At 53.2% G+C, this 18,271-nt stretch carries 14 protein-coding genes; 7 read left to right on the top strand and 7 right to left on the bottom strand.

Going from position 1 to position 18,271, the window contains the following annotated elements; translation table 11 throughout:
• Positions 1-6 precede the first annotated feature (6 nt).
• Positions 7-828, top strand: coding sequence for an ABC transporter permease (locus PMI41_RS23695; protein ID WP_202949309.1), 822 nt, complete (start codon positions 7-9; stop codon positions 826-828).
• A complete protein-coding gene (locus tag PMI41_RS23690; RefSeq protein WP_008129148.1) occupies positions 828-2,489 on the top strand; it encodes an ABC transporter ATP-binding protein in 1,662 nt (553 codons plus the stop codon). Before PMI41_RS23695 ends, PMI41_RS23690 begins: the two co-directional genes overlap by 1 nt.
• On the opposite strand, the gene PMI41_RS23685 is transcribed toward PMI41_RS23690, so the two are convergent.
• From PMI41_RS23685 to PMI41_RS23660, 6 genes are read right to left on the bottom strand one after another with little or no spacing between them, the layout of a single operon-like run.
• Positions 2,490-3,440 (bottom strand): alpha/beta hydrolase, encoded by a 951-nt coding sequence (locus PMI41_RS23685; RefSeq protein ID WP_008129146.1) that lies wholly within the window; start codon positions 3,438-3,440, stop codon positions 2,490-2,492.
• The gene (locus PMI41_RS23680) at positions 3,437-4,219 is read right to left on the bottom strand and encodes a carnitinyl-CoA dehydratase (protein WP_008129144.1); all 783 of its coding nucleotides are present in this window, start codon (positions 4,217-4,219) and stop codon (positions 3,437-3,439) included. The genes PMI41_RS23685 and PMI41_RS23680 overlap by 4 nt, the downstream gene beginning before the upstream one ends.
• Positions 4,216-6,291 (bottom strand): acetate--CoA ligase family protein, encoded by a 2,076-nt coding sequence (locus tag PMI41_RS23675; RefSeq protein ID WP_008129143.1) that lies wholly within the window; start codon positions 6,289-6,291, stop codon positions 4,216-4,218. The genes PMI41_RS23680 and PMI41_RS23675 overlap by 4 nt, the downstream gene beginning before the upstream one ends.
• On the bottom strand, positions 6,288-7,451 hold the full coding sequence (locus tag PMI41_RS23670; RefSeq protein WP_008129141.1) for an acyl-CoA dehydrogenase family protein: 1,164 nt from the start codon (positions 7,449-7,451) through the stop codon (positions 6,288-6,290). The genes PMI41_RS23675 and PMI41_RS23670 overlap by 4 nt, the downstream gene beginning before the upstream one ends.
• 4 nt (positions 7,452-7,455) lie before the next feature.
• Complete coding sequence (locus PMI41_RS23665; protein WP_008129139.1) at positions 7,456-8,520, bottom strand: carnitine 3-dehydrogenase; 1,065 nt, start codon at positions 8,518-8,520, stop codon at positions 7,456-7,458.
• A 4-nt stretch (positions 8,521-8,524) separates the two neighbouring features.
• Positions 8,525-9,430, bottom strand: a complete 906-nt coding sequence (locus PMI41_RS23660) for a 3-keto-5-aminohexanoate cleavage protein (RefSeq protein WP_008129138.1) — start codon at positions 9,428-9,430, stop codon at positions 8,525-8,527.
• A gap of 78 nt (positions 9,431-9,508) precedes the next feature.
• Between PMI41_RS23660 and PMI41_RS23655 the strand changes: the two genes are divergently transcribed.
• Both PMI41_RS23655 and PMI41_RS23650 read left to right on the top strand, forming a co-directional pair.
• On the top strand, positions 9,509-10,513 hold the full coding sequence (locus tag PMI41_RS23655) for a GlxA family transcriptional regulator (protein ID WP_008129136.1): 1,005 nt from the start codon (positions 9,509-9,511) through the stop codon (positions 10,511-10,513).
• Between the two features lie 51 nt (positions 10,514-10,564).
• Positions 10,565-11,056, top strand: a complete 492-nt coding sequence (locus PMI41_RS23650; protein ID WP_008129134.1) for a thioesterase family protein — start codon at positions 10,565-10,567, stop codon at positions 11,054-11,056.
• Here PMI41_RS23650 and PMI41_RS23645 read toward each other — a convergent pair.
• Positions 11,043-11,948 (bottom strand): LysR substrate-binding domain-containing protein, encoded by a 906-nt coding sequence (locus PMI41_RS23645; protein ID WP_008129132.1) that lies wholly within the window; start codon positions 11,946-11,948, stop codon positions 11,043-11,045. The genes PMI41_RS23650 and PMI41_RS23645 overlap by 14 nt on opposite strands.
• 151 nt (positions 11,949-12,099) lie before the next feature.
• Here PMI41_RS23645 and PMI41_RS23640 point away from each other — a divergent pair, with 151 nt between their 5' ends.
• From PMI41_RS23640 to PMI41_RS23630, 3 genes are read left to right on the top strand one after another with little or no spacing between them, the layout of a single operon-like run.
• On the top strand, positions 12,100-13,332 hold the full coding sequence (locus tag PMI41_RS23640; RefSeq protein WP_008129129.1) for an aromatic ring-hydroxylating dioxygenase subunit alpha: 1,233 nt from the start codon (positions 12,100-12,102) through the stop codon (positions 13,330-13,332).
• A gap of 31 nt (positions 13,333-13,363) precedes the next feature.
• Positions 13,364-15,811: an FAD-dependent oxidoreductase gene (locus PMI41_RS23635; RefSeq protein ID WP_008129128.1), complete on the top strand. Its 2,448-nt coding sequence runs from the start codon at positions 13,364-13,366 to the stop codon at positions 15,809-15,811.
• Positions 15,808-18,252, top strand: coding sequence for an FAD-dependent oxidoreductase (locus tag PMI41_RS23630; RefSeq protein WP_008129126.1), 2,445 nt, complete (start codon positions 15,808-15,810; stop codon positions 18,250-18,252). Before PMI41_RS23635 ends, PMI41_RS23630 begins: the two co-directional genes overlap by 4 nt.
• Positions 18,253-18,271: the final 19 nt, after the last annotated feature.

The raw sequence follows: 18,271 nt of genomic DNA, 5'->3' as shown, positions 1-18,271 counted from the left end.
GCAATGTTGAACGTAAAGAATATTCCAATCAGCGCGTGGATCGGACTTATCGTCACCGCAGTCTTCATCTTTGCGGCAGTCTTTGCGCCCTGGGTTGCACCGTATCCCGTTGGCGAGACTGTAGGCGATGTGTGGGAACCCATGTCGGCCAAATACCTGCTTGGCACTGACAATCTGGGCAGGGATCTGTTGTCGCGTATGATTTTTGGTGCACGCATCACCATTTTTATTGCTGCCATGGCAACAGCGCTCTCGTTCATCCTGGGCTCGGTTCTTGGTTTTGCTGCTGCGGTTATCGGAGGCTGGTTCGATCAGCTCATGTCGCGATTCGTCGATCTGATCATGGCGATACCGACACTGATCTTTGCACTTGTGGTGCTTTCGGTTCTGCCGGCAAACGTTCTTACGCTCATTCTTGTGATGGGACTGCTGGACGCTACCCGCGTATATCGTCTGGCGCGAGCTGTCGCAGTCGATATCAATGTGATGGACTTCGTTGAAGCTGCAAAGCTGCGCGGCGAAGGGCGTATCTGGATTATCTTCCGCGAGATACTGCCCAATGCTCTGACACCCTTGATTGCAGAATTAGGACTGAGGTTCATATTTGCAGTGCTTTTTCTTTCGGCGCTTTCCTTCCTCGGACTTGGTGTTCAACCGCCGGATGCCGATTGGGGTGGAATGGTGAAGGAGAACAAGGAAGGTATCGTCTTCGGCATACCGGCAGCACTCATTCCAGCTGCGGCAATCGCTGTTCTCGCCATCTCGGTCAATCTTGTGGCTGACTGGATATTGAACCGAACCACCAGTCTGAAGGGAGGGCGCGGATAATGGCGAAAGCTCCATTGAAAGACAAAAGCGGCCTTCTTCTCGACATTCGCAATCTGCGTATCGAAGCAACAAGTTATCCTCCCGGCGAACCGCCGAAGAATATCGTTATAGTCGACGATGTTTCGGTTAAAGTTGAGCGTGGGAAAGTGCTGGGATTGATTGGCGAGTCCGGTGCAGGTAAATCGACAATCGGGCTTTCAAGCATGGGCTTTGGTCGTGGCGGTGTGCGTATCACTGGCGGCGAAGTCTTACTGAACGGTCGTGACATATTGAAAGGCGGCGCCAAGGTTTTGCGGCAGATCCGCGGCCGCGAAGTTTGTTACGTCGCGCAATCGGCCGCAGCAGCTTTCAATCCTGCCCGCAAGCTGATGGATCAGGTCATCGAAGCTGCATTGCTGCACAAAATCTGTTCGAAGGCAGAGGCGGAAAAACGTGCAGTGGGTCTGTTCAAGAAGTTGGGGTTGCCTAATCCTGAAACATTCGGACAGCGGTTCCCGCATCAGGTATCCGGGGGGCAGTTGCAGCGTGCGATGACTGCCATGGCGCTCTGCTCTGAGCCGGACCTGATTGTATTCGACGAACCAACAACAGCGCTTGATGTTACCACGCAGATTGATGTTCTGGCGTCTATTAAAGACGCGATCCGGGACACAAATGTCGCTGCGCTTTATATTACCCATGATCTTGCAGTGGTTGCGCAAGTGGCAGATGACATCATCGTTTTGCGCCACGGAAAGCTTGTTGAGTATGGCGACACGCGTCAGATTATCAAGGAACCGCGCCAGCAATATACGAACCAGCTTGTGTCAGTACATCACATTCCCCACGAACAGAAGAATTCCACCGGCAAACCTATTCTTTCGGTGAAGAATGTCACTGCTGCTTACGGTGGCGGTGTCGTTAAAGTGCTCAAGCAAGTGTCAGTTGATATTCATCTTGGGCAGACATTGGCTGTCGTAGGTGAATCCGGATCAGGCAAATCCACCCTAGCGCGTGCCATCACAGGGCTGTTGCCGCCAATGGAAGGTACAATCACCTTTGAAGGGCGGACGCTTTCTGCGCGACTTGCCAACCGCACGCGAGATGATCTGCGTGAGTTGCAGATGATTTATCAGATGGCTGATACAGCGATGAATCCGCGTCAAACGGTCGGAACCATCATTGGTCGTCCGCTGGAGTTTTATTTCGGGATGCGAGGCAAGGAGCGGGACAAGCGCGTTGCCGAGCTGCTTGAAAAAATCGAAATGGGTAAGGGCTTTGCAGATCGTTACCCTGCTGAGCTTTCCGGGGGGCAAAAACAGCGTGTCTGTATTGCTCGTGCCTTGGCGGCAAAGCCGAAGCTCATCATCTGCGATGAGGTGACAAGTGCACTCGACCCACTGGTAGCGGATGGAATTTTGAAGCTGCTTCTGGATTTGCAGAAGGATGAAAACGTCGCTTACCTTTTCATCACCCACGATCTGGCTACGGTGAAATCCATTTCGGACTCCATTGCTGTCATGTATCGCGGTGAAATGGTTCGTTATGGACCCAAGTCTGAAGTGTTGAAGCCGCCTTTCGACGATTATACAGATTTGCTCTTGTCTTCGGTGCCCGAGATGGAACTCGGTTGGTTGGAAACAGCTATGAAGACAAGACGTATGACCAGTGCTGGCAATTAGCTAGAGTTGCCCGGGCCAGCGACGCTGGCCAAGCAGGTGAACGGCGGTGGTAATCCGCCGGAAGCTTGCCCGTGCACGATCAACACCGTGGCGCGCACGCAGATATCCGTGAACCAGCCCGGGCTCGTTGTTCCAGATGGCCTTTCCGCCAGCAGCGCTGATCTTGTCGCAATAATTGCGGCCATCATCTGATAGCGGATCGCATTCAGCCGAAATAACAATCGTGTCAGGCAGTTCTGTAAAATCCGGGTCGTTCAGGGGCGCAAAGCGCGGATCGGTTGACCAATTGAACCCACCGCCGCGAATGTCTGCGTAATAGAGCGTGTCTCGCGTTGTCAGCATCGGTGCATCCGCATGCTCAAGGTACGAACCCTGATCTGTTGCCCCGCCAAGCCCGGGATAGATTAAAACCTGACCTATCGGTGCACGCTGGTGGTGTCGTACATGGTGTGTAACGGCTGCAACAAGGTTACCGCCTGCGCTGTCACCGCAGAGAATGATGTGAAGTTCAGACGTTGATGCAACATGCTCAAAGGCTGCGAGGCAATCACGGAATGCAGCGGGATGCAGATGTTCGGGTGCAAGGCGGTAGTCTACCGAGACTATCCGAAAGCCGGTTGCATCACACAGTTCCGCGCAAACGTCGTCGTGACTTTCGAGGCCACCAACAACGAAGCCACCACCGTGAAAATAAAGACAAACCGCTTCCGGATCGCTCCCGGCCTTTTCGTAAATGCGGATTGGTATGCGGTGATTGCGAGCTTCGATGAAGCGATTTGCGGAAGAAACCGCCTCCGGGTATTCAGCGAAGAATGCCCGGCACATGGTGTCGTAAACTTCACGTTGCCGGGCGACAGAATAGTCTATTGAATCTGGCGGATAGAAGCTGTTGGTCCGTTCGATGAAGGCCCAGGTCTGCTCGTCGATAAGTATCGAATAATCTGCCGTCATTTACCTTTCCATACGGGATCGCGCTTTTCAGCAAATGCCTTAAAGCCTTCCTGGCCGTCCTCGGAGGCGTAAAGTGTGTCCACCGTACGGAATTTGCGCTTGGTAATCCAGTTCATGGCTTCTTGGAAACCCATGTTTTCCGCTTCCCGAGCAACTTCTTTGATTGCGGCGAAGACCAGAGGCGGGCCGCTTTCAAGCATGCGCGCAATTTCCCACACGCGTGCCATAAGATCGTCTTTGGGTAGAACCTCGTTGACGAGACCCCACCGATGCGCCTCAGCAACATCCATCCAGCGGCCAGTCAGAAGCAAATCCATCGCAACATGATAAGGAATACGCTTGGGCAGTTTTACCGTTGCGGCGTCTGCCAAGGTTCCGGCCCGGATTTCCGGCAGTGCAAAGCTTGAATGATCGGACGCGTAGATCAGGTCACAGGAGAGGGCAAGTTCGAAACCGCCACCTACAGCCATGCCATTGACGGCAGCAATGACAGGTTTGTTGAGGTCAAGCAGTTCCTGTAAACCGCCAAAACCGCCGACGCCATAATCACCATCAACAGCATCGCCGCCAGCCGCAGCTTTCAAGTCCCATCCGGCACAGAAGAATTTGTCGCCTTCAGTCTGCACTATGGCAACACGTAATTCCGGATCATCCCTGAATTTCTTGAACGTTTCACCGAGTAGCCTGCTGGTGGTGAGATCAATTGCATTAGCCTTTGGCCGGTCAAGAGTGACTTCGAGAATGCCGCCTTCGCGACGTGTTCTGACGACTTCGTTCATGACAGTTCTCCCTTTGTCACCAGCAATGCATCGGCGATCCAAGCGCCTTGTCCCAAGCCACAAACCAGTAGCGGATTAATATCGAGTTCAGCAATTTTTCCGGTATTTCTCACGGCAAATGCAGCAATACCAACGATTGCATCCAGAGCTGCATCGAGATCGGCCTGCGGTTTGCCACGATAACCATCAAGTAGCGGAAACATACGCAATGCGCGTAAGGCCGCTTCGATGTCCTCGCGGCTCGACGGTAGCAGCAAAGTAACACTATCCTGGAGCAGTTCCACCAGAATGCCGCCAGTGCCCAAGGTCATGACAGGACCAAACTGCGGGTCGTCGATGATTCCGACGATAAGCTCAGCAACTGTTCCGGTCACCATGCGCTCGATATAGATACCTGATCCAAGACCAGCCAGATCGTCAGCGGCTTCTTTGACAGCGCCAGCGTCCTTCAAGTTGAGCCGGACGGCATTCTGTTCAGACTTGTGGGCAATGCCCAAGGCTTTGAGAGCAACCGGGTATGTCAGCCTGTTGGCGATCGCTATTGCTTCGTCAGATGTTACACAGCGTTGACCATTTGGAACCGGTAGATCAGCAGATTTCAAAATCGCCTTTCCCTGAGCTTCATCCGGTGTTGCTGTTTGTTCGATGCAATTCTTTGGAACGGCAACGGGCAAACCAATTGGAGCTTTCCAAGCTTTGCCAATGAAAGCTGCGGCTTCGGCAGCGTCGAAAGCTTCAGTAATTCCGCAAAGTGGGGCGATGCCTTTTGCCATCAGCCCGGTCATGTATTCCTCGGGAATGTTCTCCGGCAGCGAGGCAACGATTGCCCCTTTGGCTTTATTTGTCGTCAAGGCACTTTCGAAGCCTCGAACAGTCGACCACCAGTCAACATCTGAGCAACGATCCTTGCGCGGGAAGTCGAGAACGAGACAGCTTAAGGAGAAACCGCCAGAGACCATCGCTGTAAAAGTATCGGTCAATGCCGGTTCATTGTTCCAGATGAAGGTGTGGTAATCGAGTGGATTGGCTACCGCCACCAAAGGCCCAAGCGTCGATTTTACTTTGGCGCGATGCTCCATTGTCAAAGGCGGAAAGTGGACCAAACGCCCCTCGGCGCTGTCCGCCATGACAGATGCTTCACCACCGGAACAACTCATTGAGCAGAGTGTATTGCCCTCTAGCGGTCCATGTACGTGCAGTAATTTGAGGGTTTCAAGGAACGAGGCAATTGAATTGACCCGGGCAATGCCCAGTCTTTTCAGAAAAGCGCCTGAAGCAGCGTCGGAACCAGCAAGTGAGGCAGTATGGGATACTGTCGCAGCACGTGCCTGCTCAGAGCGCCCCACCTTCATGGCAACAATAGGCTTACGCAGTTCACGGGCGCGTTTTGCCAGCAATTCGAACTTTGGCGCAGATTGAAATGCTTCGATGTGCAGGCCGAGAGCCGTAACCCGTTCGTCCTCAAGGAGCGCAATCGCCATATCGGGCAGGCCAGTCTGGGCCTGATTGCCCGCGGTCATAACATGAGCAATCGGCAGGCCGCGCGTCTGCATTGTCATATTGATTGCGATATTGGACGATTGCGTGATGATGGCAACGCCGCGCTCATTCTGCTCTAACCGCCTGCCGCCATGTTGATCGGGCCAAAGCAAAGCGCCATCGCAATAGTTGATCAGGCCGTAGCAATTGGGGCCGATGATCGGCATTTCGCCGGCAGCTTCAACCAGTTCTTGCTGCAACCTTGCGCCATCAGCATCATCCGCGCCTGCTTCAAGGAAGCCTGATGCGTAGCAGACAGCAACGCCAGTGCCTATCTCGCGCAATTCGCGGACAATATCCAATGTGAGAAAGCGATTGACGCCTATGAATGCGGCATCAGGACCTGCTGGTAAATCAGCGACAGAGCGATATACCTTTAGTCCGCATATTTCATCATGTTTAGGGTGAACAGGCCATATTTCGCCGGAAAACCCCATTTTTTGTGATTGCTTGATAACTTCAGCAGCCTGAAGGCCGCCAAAAACAGCAATGGTCTTGGGTCGAAGCAAACGATCCAGTTTATGTGCCATCATGCACCGTGAGGGCGGAGCAGGGCACGCGATATGATATGCCGCTGTATCTCGGAAGTGCCTTCCCAGATGCGCTCAACGCGAGCGTCGCGCCAGATCCTTTCAAGTGGCAGATCATCCATCAGGCCCATGCCGCCATGAATCTGGATGGCTTCGTCAGCTACAAATGCCAGCATTTCCGTGGCCTTGAGTTTGGCCATGGCCATGTCCTGATCCGTGACAGTACCCTGATCAAATTTCCAGCCGGCCTCGAAGGTCAAAAGGTCCGCTGCTTTCAACTCGGTTGCCATATCCGCGAGCTTGAAGGAGACACCCTGGAACTTGCCGATCTGCTGACCGAACTGCTGACGTTGGGCAGCATATTCGATAGCATGACCCAGCGCCCGTTCTGCACGGCCGAGACAGGTAGCGGCGACCTGCAGGCGTGTGGCACCCAACCATGTATTGGCAACTTCGAAGCCCTTATGAACTTCGCCAAGGATGGCTTCTTGCGGCAAGCGGCAGTCGTCGAATTCTACAATCGCATTGCTGTAGCCGCGATGAGAAACGTTGCGATAGCCTTCGCGGATGGTCATGCCGGGGTGGTCTTTATCGACGAAGAATGCAGTGATCTTCTTTTTTTTGCCACGTGGTGTGTCTTCCTCGCCGGAAGCTACAAAGAGAATGACGAAGTCGGCTTCAAGTGCATGGCTTATGAAGTGCTTTGTTCCATTGACAACCCAGTCGCCATTTTTTTCGACGGCGGTCGCCTTCATGCCGCGTAGATCAGAACCAGCACCGGGTTCCGTCATTGCCAGACAGTCAGACTTTTCGCCGCGAATGCAGGGGTAAAGATATTTTTCCTTCTGCGCATCGGTTCCGGCCAGCAATATGTTGGATGGACGCCCGACACAGGTCCAGTGCAGCGCGTAGTTCGCGCGGCCCAATTCTTTTTCATATAGCAGCCAGGTAACCGTATCGAGACCGGCACCGCCAACGGATTCGGGCATATTGGCTGCATAAAGGCCAGCTTCTATAGCTTTTTGCTTCAACTCCTCGGCAAGTTCCTTGCGCAAAACGCCGGTACGTTCGACTTCTGCCTCGTGCGGATAAAGCTCATTTTCAACGAAGGCTCGGGTTGTATCGACGATCAGCCTTTGTTCTTCTGAAAGACCAAAATCCATCGTTTCAGCCCTTCTTCTTTTTAGGCTTGCTTGTCACAGCCTTGGCTGCCGCTTTGGAGAGAGCAGGTTTCTGTGCGAGCTTGGAAAGACGCTTGGTGTAGTCTTTGTAGAGCGCACCAGCACCCCAACCTTTGCCTTTGTTCTGCTTTGACAAAGCATCCATGATTGCAACGAGGTTGTCATCGCGTATGCGCTCAAGCTCGCGGATAGAAAGCCCGTGCGCCTGCTCATCAGACTGATTGGCAATCTTGTCTACCAGCTCTTCGGTAAGTTCTGGCACGTCCATGAGTTTGGTCCATGGCCATGACAGGCAAGGGCCGAACTGCGCAATGAAGTGACGCATGCCAGCCTCGCCGCCAGCGACGCGATAGACCTGAAACATGCCCATCTGCGCCCAGCGAATGCCGAACGAATAGCGCATGATATCGTCAAGTTCCTCGACAGTCGTAATATCGTCCTTGATCAGCCAAAGGGACTCACGCCACACAGCCTCAAGCAGGCGATCACCAACGAATGCTTCAATCTCCTTGCGGATGACGACAGGTTTCATACCTATCGAAGCATAGAGTTCGCGCGCTTTTTCAACGGATTCTGGCGAAGTCAGCTTGCCGCCCACGATTTCCACAAGCGGTAGCAGATAAACAGGATTGTATGGATGGCCCACAACCAGCCGTTCCGGATACTTCATCGAAGTCTGCATGTCTGAAGGCAGGATGCCGGAAGTTGAAGAACCGATAATGGCATCAACATCGGCATGTTTGTCGATTTCCGCCAAGACCTTGTGCTTAACGTCCAGCCGCTCCGGCACGCTCTCCTGGATGAAATTCGCGCCAGCTACAGCTTCCTCAATCGACTTGGCAAAGGTCAGTTTGCCTTCCTTGGGCAGGCCATCGGGCAACATCGTCTTATATGCCCGTCGCGAATTCTTCATGACTTCGCTGACCTTGCGTTCCGCTTCCGGATCGGGGTCGAAAATTGAAACATCTATGCCATTGAGAAGCAGGCGGGCGACCCAGCCTGCACCGATGACACCGCCACCGACAGCTGCTGCTTTGCGAATGCTTGCCATGATCTTACCAGCCCTTTGTCAATTTCATGCGTTCACGAACTTCCTGAGGTCCGAGAATACGAGCACCGATCCCCTCAGCGACTTTCACAGCACGTTCAACCAAAGGACCATTCGTGGCCAGAACGCCCTTGTCGAGCCAGATATTGTCCTCAAGGCCAACGCGAATATTGCCGCCTGCGAGCATTGCCATTGCAGCATAAGGCATCTGATTGCGCCCTATGGAGAAAGCAGAGAATGTCCAATTGGCTGGCAGATTATTGGTCAAGGCCAACAGTGTATTGATATCGTCGGGTGCTCCCCATGGAATACCCATGCAGAGCTGAACCATGACGGGGTCATCGAGCAGCTTCTGATCGTAAAGCCATTTTGCCAGCAGCAGGTGGCCTGTATCGAAAATTTCGACTTCCGGCCGCACACCTAGCGCCTGAATCTGCGCGGCCATTGCCTTGAGCATGGCGGGTGTATTGGTCATGACGTAGTCGCCTTCGCCAAAATTCATCGTGCCGCAATCAAGTGTGCAGATTTCGGGGCGAAGCTTGGCAACATGCTCCAGTCGCTCTGTCGCACCGGCCATGTCCGTTCCGTCAGCGGAAGGTGGCATTGGTTGTTCTACACTGCCAAGCGTCAGATCACCGCCCATACCTGCTGTCAGGTTCAACACCATGTCGACGCCCGAAGCCTTTATGTGCTCGACGACCTCCGTGTAGAGCGTAATGTCACGAGAACCTTTGCCGGTCTTGGGATCACGCACGTGGATATGTGCAATGGCTGCGCCTGCATTTGCAGCTGCAATGCATTCGTCGGCGATCTGGCGTGGAGTGACCGGCACTTTATCGGACCGGCCTGTAGTGTCGCCAGAGCCGGTAACTGCGCAAGTGATGAATACATCGCGATTTGGAGTTAGTCCCATTCGTCTGCTCCCATTATTTATTGACCCGATCATGCCCCCATTGCCAAGCGATGCTTTGCGATATACGAAACAGAATTGATGAATAGCGAAATATCGCCACTCTTTTTACCCAACACCGAAACGTTGAGCGTGACTGTTCTGGTCTTCAGCGGTGCTTCGCTTATGTGTGTGGCCTCGACGATAGATCCGATGCGTGCGGCGAACCGGGTTTCGGGTTCTGCATTGTTCAAATGGCAGATCGTTTCGCTTGACGGACGGCCGACAATGACAACATGCGGGCTGCCAATTGCGGTTTCCGGGTCGTTCAATGCCAGGGAAAAAGGCGATATGCTGCTAGTGGTCGGTGGTTTTGGTACTGCTGATATCGCACGCACAACGTTCACCGCGAATTTGCGGCGTGCTGTCCATAACTACCAGATGATAGGTGGCATTGAGGCTGGTTCGTGGCTGCTCGGGCGTGCAGGATTACTGTCCGGGCGCAAGGCAACGACGCATTGGGAAGACATGGAGGAGTTTACCGCCGAGTTTCCCGAAGCGGACATCAGGCCGGATCGGTACGTCATTGATGGTCCGGTGTTTACCAGTGGCGGGGCTTCCCCGACTTTTGATCTGATGCTGCATTTGATCCGTTCACGCTATGGCATGTCCGTTGCGCTCGATGTAGCGAGTGTGTTCATTTACGACGAGGCGCATGCCTCAAACGATGCTCAGCCACTCGTTTCGCTTGGCCGTCTGGATGACGTACATCCCATGCTTGCGGTTGCAGTGCGACTTATGGAAAGTCATATCGAGCAGCCGCTTACCATTGGCGCGATTGCGAAACGTTGCGGTCTCAGCGCAAGAAGCCTTGAAAAAATATTTGCCAAAGCCGTGGGTGAAGGGCCGGGGCGTTATTATTTGCGGCTTCGTCTGAAGGTAGCGCGTAGACTGGTTACCGATACAAGGTCACCACTTGCTGACATTGCTGCACGCACAGGATTTTCGTCAGCAGCTGCGTTTACACGCACATTCCGCAGTTTTGAAGGAAAGCCACCTAGCGCCTTCCGGCCTGTTCATCGAGAGTCGCTTTTGGCAAAGCGATGAAGTGCGCATGCATGTTTCAAATGCCAACACGATATCGCTCAGGAGCAAGAAATGACAATCAGTCACCAAGCCGGGGAACTATACCGATCCGCACCCATCTCCATGGAGAAGGAATGGATCGATTATAATGGCCATCTGAACATGGCCTATTACAACGTGGTGTTCGACCGTGGAGGTGACGAATTTCTGGCAGAGCTGGGTTTTGGCCCGAAATACGCCGCCGAACGCAAGCTGACGATCTACACTGCGGAAGTGCATATCTGCTACGTGCAGGAAATTCATCTCGATCATATCGTTACCGTTACAAGTCAGCTCATCGATTTCGATGGCAAGCGACTTCACACCTATAACGAGATCGTTCATGTGGACGGCTGGGTGGCTGCAACCTCAGAAGTACTTTCGTTGCATGTGGATATGAATGGACCGAAGGTTGTCCCTTTTCCTTACGATGTTTTGCCAAAGCTTGAGTTTTATAAACAGGCACATTCGAAGCTGCCAGCGCCAGAGCGGGCTGGAAGGGCCATTGGGATCAAGAAGAAATAGCACTAAACTGATCGACCAGCCAATTTTCAAACTGCTTTATACGGGCCTCGCCAACACGCTCTTTGCGGCAGATCATATACCACGCGCCGGGTTGCGGAACCTTTAGCGGGAACGGTGCGACGAGCCTTCCCGCTTTAATATCCTGATCGACCAGAAAGTCTGGTGCAACAGCGATCCCCTGACCATCAAGTGCGGACTGAAGTGCAGCAAGATAGGTGTCGAACTTCAATGTAACTGCGCTGGTCGTGTCGGCGATACCAGCAGCGTCGAGCCAAGTGCCCCAATCCTCAGGTGCGGTGTAGAGCGCAAGACGCGGCACCTTGCTCAAGGCCTTCAGCCCTGCATCATCTGTAATACGTGCCGCCAACTGCGGACTGCAGACAGGTTGCATCTGCGCTTTTACCAATTGCCTGTAATGCAGGTTCATCCGCTCGGGACGTGTCGTATGTATAATTCCGATGTCGGAGCTGTCGATGTTCAACTCCCAATCCAATTGGCTTGTGCCGATACGAATGGCGAGGTTTGGGTTTACCTTACGAAAATCAGTCAGGCGCGGTATGAGCCAGCGAATAGCGAAAGTTGCGTAGGTTTCTATGGCCAGATCGTCTGTTGTTCCGATACGGTTTATCAGAGCCGTTCCTCGCGCAATCTTCTCAAAAGCATCGCGCATATAGGGGTAGTAGAGCGTTCCGGCATCAGTGAGCGAAACACCTCGTGGAAGCCGCTCGAACAGTTTCACTCCAAGGATGGCCTCCAGTTCGGCAATGCGGTGGCTGATTGCCGACTGTGTTACGCCAAGCTCATCTCCGGCCAGGCGAAAACTCAAAAGCCTCGCGGATGCTTCAAAGGCTCGCAGCGAACCCAGTGGCGGTATCCGAGGCTTCGACATCATGCGAGAAAACCTTCAAATGGAGACGGGTGAGAATAATTCATGTCTTTATGAGTAACCATCGCTTGAATGCTGCGCAATGCGGAATCATTCTAAACTGCGACGCTATCTCAGAGAAAACAAGCGTCCGAGAACAATGATTTCGGAGAATAAAATGGGTGCGGAACAGGCATTTGCAGAAATTGTGCCGTCTCTGGACAAGATTGACCGGCTGATTGCTGAGCACAAGGCAGGTCATGGTCTGGTTCGTTCGTTTTATCTCGATCCGGATATCTATGCCCGGGATATGGAGCGTGTTTTCCGGCGTCACTGGCATTGTATCGGCCATGCCAGCATTATTCCCGATGCCGGTGATTTCGAGCTCTTCAAGATTGATAGCGAGGCGGTGATTGTTTCAAGGACCGAAGATGGTTCCATCCACGCCTTCCTCAATGTTTGCCGTCATCGCGGGGCCGAGGTGTGTACGAAGCCCAAGGGTAATGCCCGCTTTTTCGTGTGTCCCTATCACGCTTGGACGTACACCAATGATGGAAGCCTGCGGGCAGCAAGGCTTATGCCAAGGGATTTTGACCGCACTGCCCACGGTTTGAAGAAGCTGCATGTACGTGTTGTGGAAGGCCTGATTTTCATCTGCTTCGCCGACGAACCGCTGGATTTTTCAATTATTGAGCAATCATTGCGAACGACTTGCGGGCAATATGGCTGGGCAGACGCCAAGGTTGCTCATCGTGAAACCTATCCGGTTGATGCCAATTGGAAACTCGCAGTCGAGAATTATGTGGAGTGCTACCATTGCGGTCCGGCACATCCGGAATATTCGCAAACCCATGCGCTTGAGCAGCCCGCGGAAAAAATCGTTGAACTCAATGCCCGTATGGAACAGCGCACTTGCGCTCTTGGGATTGACATTGCGACGGGCGATCATTGGCAAAGTTCAGCACAGGGGCAGGAGACGATCCACACCTTCCGCTATGCCCTTTACGATGGTGTTTCGAGTGGTAGCGAGGATGGCGCGCCTGTCGGGCCTCTTATGGGCCGATTTACAGAGTTCGATGGTGGTGTAACCTCCATTCATCTTGGCGGCACGAGCTTCCTTGTATGTTATCCCGACCACGGCATGATCTATCGGTTTATCCCTAAAACCGTTGATACATGCGAGATGGAACTGATCTGGCTGGTCCGCGGTGATGCGGAAGAGGGCAAGGACTACGACCTCGAAAAGCTCACCTGGCTTTGGAAAGTGACCACTGCCGAAGACAAGACAATCATCGAGCATACGGCCCGAGGGGTGCGTTCGCACTACTTCGTGCCGGGACCAATCGCACCAATGGAATATAACGAGCTGCGGTACATCCAGTGGTACCTCGATGAAATCGCACGGGCGTAAGCCAACAGCATGACACTACGGGAGACTTTCTATGTCTGATTTTCCAACGTCGGCGCGTGTCGTCATCATTGGTGGCGGAGCGGTTGGCGTATCGTCGCTTTACCACCTCGCAAAAGCCGGCTGGACAGATTGCGTGCTTCTGGAAAAGAACGAGTTGACGTCAGGCTCCACGTGGCATGCTGCAGGCAATGTGCCAACTTTTTCGGCTTCGTGGTCCGTGATGAACATGCAGCGATATTCAGCAGAGCTTTATCGCGGGTTGGCGGCAGAAGTTGATTATCCAATGAATTATCATGTGACCGGGTCGCTGCGTCTTGCCCATGGCAAAGAGCGCATGCGCGAATTCCAGCGCGTCAAAAGCATGGGCCGCTATCAGGGTATGGATATAGACGTCCTTGGAGCTGATGAGATTAATGGCCACTATCCGTTTATAGCGACCCACGAGCTTGCAGGTGCGCTCTACGATCCAAACGATGGTGACATTGATCCTGCGCAGTTGACGCAGGCCCTAGCAAAAGGGGCTCGCGATCTTGGCGCAAAGATTATCCGGTTCTGTCCTGTTACTGGTGCGCGGCGTGAAAATGAAGAGTGGATTATAACCACCCCACAAGGTGAAATTCGCTGCGAATATGTGGTCAATGCCGCGGGTTATCGAGCGCAGGAAATCGGCAGACTATTCGGGCGCAATGTGCCGATGATGGTGATGAGCCATCAATATTTGCTGTTCGACGAAATTCCTGAAATTGCTGCGTGGTCCCGCGAACATGGTCAAAAGCTGCCACTGCTACGCGATGTCGATTCCTCCTATTACCTGAGGCAGGAAAAGAACGGCATGAATCTTGGTCCCTATGAGCGCAACTGCCGTGCACATTGGGCAACGGCTGATGATCCGATGCCGGATGATTTCTCGTTCCAGCTTTTCCCCGATGATCTGGAGCGGCTCGAATGGTATCTCAATGATGCAATTGCACGTGTCCCGATTTTGGGTACAGCGGGACTTTCGAAAATCATAAACGGACCCATTCCTTACGCACCGGATGGAAATCCGCTGATCGGACCGATGCCCGGCGTACCGAATGCGTTTGAAGCGTGCGTGTTTACCTTTGGCATTGCGCAGGCAGGCGGTGCAGGCAAGGTCCTAGCGGAGTGGGTGACTGAAGGTGCGACGGAATGGGATATGTGGTCTTGCGATCCGCGGCGCTTTACGGCGTTTACCGACAAGGATTATTGCGTAGCCAAGGGCGTGGAGGTCTATGGGCACGAATATGCCATCCACTTCCCACGACATACCTGGCCAGCTGGCCGAAACAAGAAGCTTTCGCCCATCCATGATCGTGTTGAGGCGCTTGGCGCGCAGTTCGGCGCTTATAATGGCTGGGAACGAGCCAATTGGTATGCGCAGCCGGGCGATGATATTTCCGAAGAAGCAACCCAGACCTTCAAACGCAAAGGGCCTTGGCAGCAGCGTATTCGCGAAGAATGCCACGCCGTTCGCGATGCTGTCGGCATTCTTGATCTGCCGGGGTTTTCACGTTTCAAGGTCAGCGGCGAGGGTGCACGCGCCTGGCTGACGACGTTGATTACCGGAATCGTTCCCAAACCCGGACGTATCGGGCTTGGCTATTTCTCTGACGAAAAAGGCCGTGTGGTCACTGAAATGTCGATCATGGCCATTGAGGAAGACGTGTTTTTCCTCATAACCGCTGGCGTTGCAGAATGGCATGACCGTGATTGGCTGATCAATCACTTGCCACAAGCAACTGCTATTACAATCAGCAATGTCACTGAAGATTTTTCCTGCCAGATAGTCACCGGGCCAAAGGCGCGTGATCTTTTCAGTGATATTTGCGATGCCGATCTCGAAAAATCATGGTTGTCTCATCAAACGACGCAGATCGCAGGTCGTTATTGCCAGTTGGTACGTGTCTCTTTTGCAGGTGAGCTTGGGTGGGAAGTGCATACGAAGACAGCTGATACAATCGCGATTTTCGATGCGGTATGGGCCGCTGGCCAAAAATACGGAATCAAACCATTCGGCATGTTCGCACTTGATTCGTTGCGTCTGGAGAAGGGTTACCGCGCCTGGAAGGGTGATCTATCGACAGATTACACGCCGCTACAAAGCGGGCTTGAGCGTTTCATCAAATGGGAAAAGCCGGAGTTCCTCGGCAAGGCAGCGCTTGAAAGCGAAAAACAGCAGGGCGTGAAGAAACGCTTTGTAACGCTTACGGTTGATGCGGACGATTGCGACGCGCCTTACATGTCGACGCTTTGGCACAATGGTAACATTGTGGGAGAAACAACATCCGGTGGCTGGGGGCATCGCATAGACAAATCCATAGCGCTTGGCATGTTGAAGACTGAGCTGACAGACCCCGGAACAGAGGTCGAAGTGGAAATCTTCGGCGAGCGCTACAAAGCCACAGTTCATCCCGACGAACCTCTTTGGGACCCGAAAAACGAAAGAATCCGCGCATGAGTTCTCTTCCGGCAAAGGCTCGGGCTGTCATTATTGGCGGCGGTATTTCCGGCTGTTCCGTAGCCTATCATCTGGCAAAGCTCGGCTGGACCGATATTGTATTGCTTGAGCGCAAGCAGTTGACCTCGGGTACCACGTGGCACGCCGCAGGGTTGATCGGGCAGCTACGCGCTTCCCAGAATATGACCAGGCTCGCGAAATATTCTGCTGACCTTTATGTCAAGCTTGAAGCAGAAACCGAAGTTGCCACTGGTATGCGGCAAGTCGGTTCAATCACTGTTGCGCTGACCGAAGAGCGCAAGCATGAAATCTACCGGCAGGCCTCTCTGGCGCGGGCTTTTGATGTAGACGTTCGTGAAATATCTCCCAGCGAAGTCAAAGAGATGTACCCGCATCTTAATATTGCGGACGTAGTGGGGGCGGTACACCTGCCGCTGGATGGTCAATGCGATCCGGGCAACATTGCCATGGCATTGGCAAAAGGTGCGCGCCAGCGTGGTGCGAGAATCGTTGAGAACGTCAAGGTAACCGAGGTTCTGAAAAAGAATGGACGTGTGACAGGTGTTTCCTGGAGCAAAGGCGAAGAACAGGGAACGATCGAAACAGATGTAGTCATCAACTGCGCAGGCATGTGGGCGCGGGATCTTGCTGCAAGCTCCGGCGTTACAGTGCCACTGCACGCCTGCGAACATTTCTATCTGGTTTCCGAACCTATCGAAGGGTTGGGGCGACTGCCTGTTCTTCGGGTGCCTGATGAGTGCGCATATTACAAGGAAGATGCGGGCAAAATGATGCTTGGCGCTTTCGAGCCGGTTGCCAAGCCTTGGGGCATGAATGGCATTTCCGAGGATTTCTGCTTCGACCAACTGCCGGAGGACTTTGAGCACTTCGAACCCATTCTCGAAATGGGCGTCAATCGTATGCCCATGCTGGGTACAGCTGGCATTCACACATTCTTCAACGGTCCGGAAAGTTTTACGCCGGATGACCGCTATTATCTTGGCGAAGCACCCGAGCTTGGCGGTTATTGGGTGGCGGCCGGCTATAATTCCATTGGAATTGTATCCTCAGGTGGAGCTGGCATGGCGCTGGCGCAATGGATAAATGATGGCGAAGCGCCCTTTGATTTATGGGAAGTAGATATCCGTCGCGCCCAGCCGTTTCAAAAGAATCGTCGCTATCTGAAAGAGCGCGTTTCCGAAACGCTTGGTCTGCTTTACGCGGATCATTTTCCTTACCGCCAAATGGCCACATCGCGGAATATCCGACGATCGCCCATCCATGAGCACCTCAAGGCGCGTGGAGCGGTCTTTGGCGAGGTTGCAGGCTGGGAACGTGCAAACTGGTTTGCCAAAGAAGGGCAGGAGCGGGAATATCGCTACTCGTGGAAACGGCAAAACTGGTTCGACAACCAGCGAGAAGAGCATTTGGCAGTGCGCAATAGTGTCGGCTTGTTCGACATGACCTCTTTCGGCAAGATCCGTATTGAAGGCCGGGACGCTCTGGGATTCTTGCAAAAGCTTTGTGCCAACCAACTGGATGTTGAGTCGGGTCGCATCGTCTACACCCAGATGCTCAATAACAATGGCGGGATCGAAAGCGATCTGACGATTACGCGTCTTTCTGAAACGGCATTTCTGGCGGTCGTACCCGGAGCAACCCTTCAACGTGATCTGGCATGGATGCGCAAGCACCTCAGTGATGAGTTTGTCGTCATCACGGATATCACTGCTGCCGAATCGGTGCTCTGCCTGATGGGGCCAAAGTCCCGCGAACTGATCCAGAAAATCAGCCCGAACGATTTTTCCAATGATGCCAATCCATTCGGCACAGCGCGCGAGATCGAAATCGGTATGGGATTGGCACGTGCGCACCGTGTTACTTACGTAGGAGAGCTTGGTTGGGAGCTTTATGTTTCAACGGATCAGACGGCTCATGTGTTTGAGGCAATTGAAGTAGCGGGAAGTGAATTTGACCTAAAGCTTTGTGGCCTGCACACGCTTGATTCCTGCCGCATAGAAAAAGCTTTCCGCCATTTCGGCCACGATATCACCGACGAAGATCATGTGTTGGAAGCGGGTCTGGGTTTCGCTGTTAAGCCGGAAAAGGGCAATTTTATCGGTCGCGATGCCGTATTGAGAAAGAAAGAGGCCGGACTTGATCGCCGATTGGTACAGTTCCGCCTGAGCGATCCTGAACCATTATTGTTTCATAATGAGGCAATTGTTCGCGACGGAAAGATTGTTGGGACGATTACCTCCGGCAATTATGGCCATCATCTCGGCGGTGCAATTGGTCTGGGTTACGTTCCTGCAAAAGGCGAAAGTGTTGAGCAAGTATTATCGTCAGATTATTCGATTGAAATTGCCGGAGAACGTATCAAAGCGGAGGCTTCGTTGACTTCAATGTATGATCCAAAGGCAGAGCGGGTACGAATGTGAATTAACGAATTGCCCGCAG

This window comes from Phyllobacterium sp. YR531, assembly GCF_000282595.1.
GTDB lineage: Bacteria > Pseudomonadota > Alphaproteobacteria > Rhizobiales > Rhizobiaceae > Phyllobacterium.
Note: the sequence above shows the minus strand (reverse complement) of the source record. Positions and strands in the feature narration are given on the sequence as shown.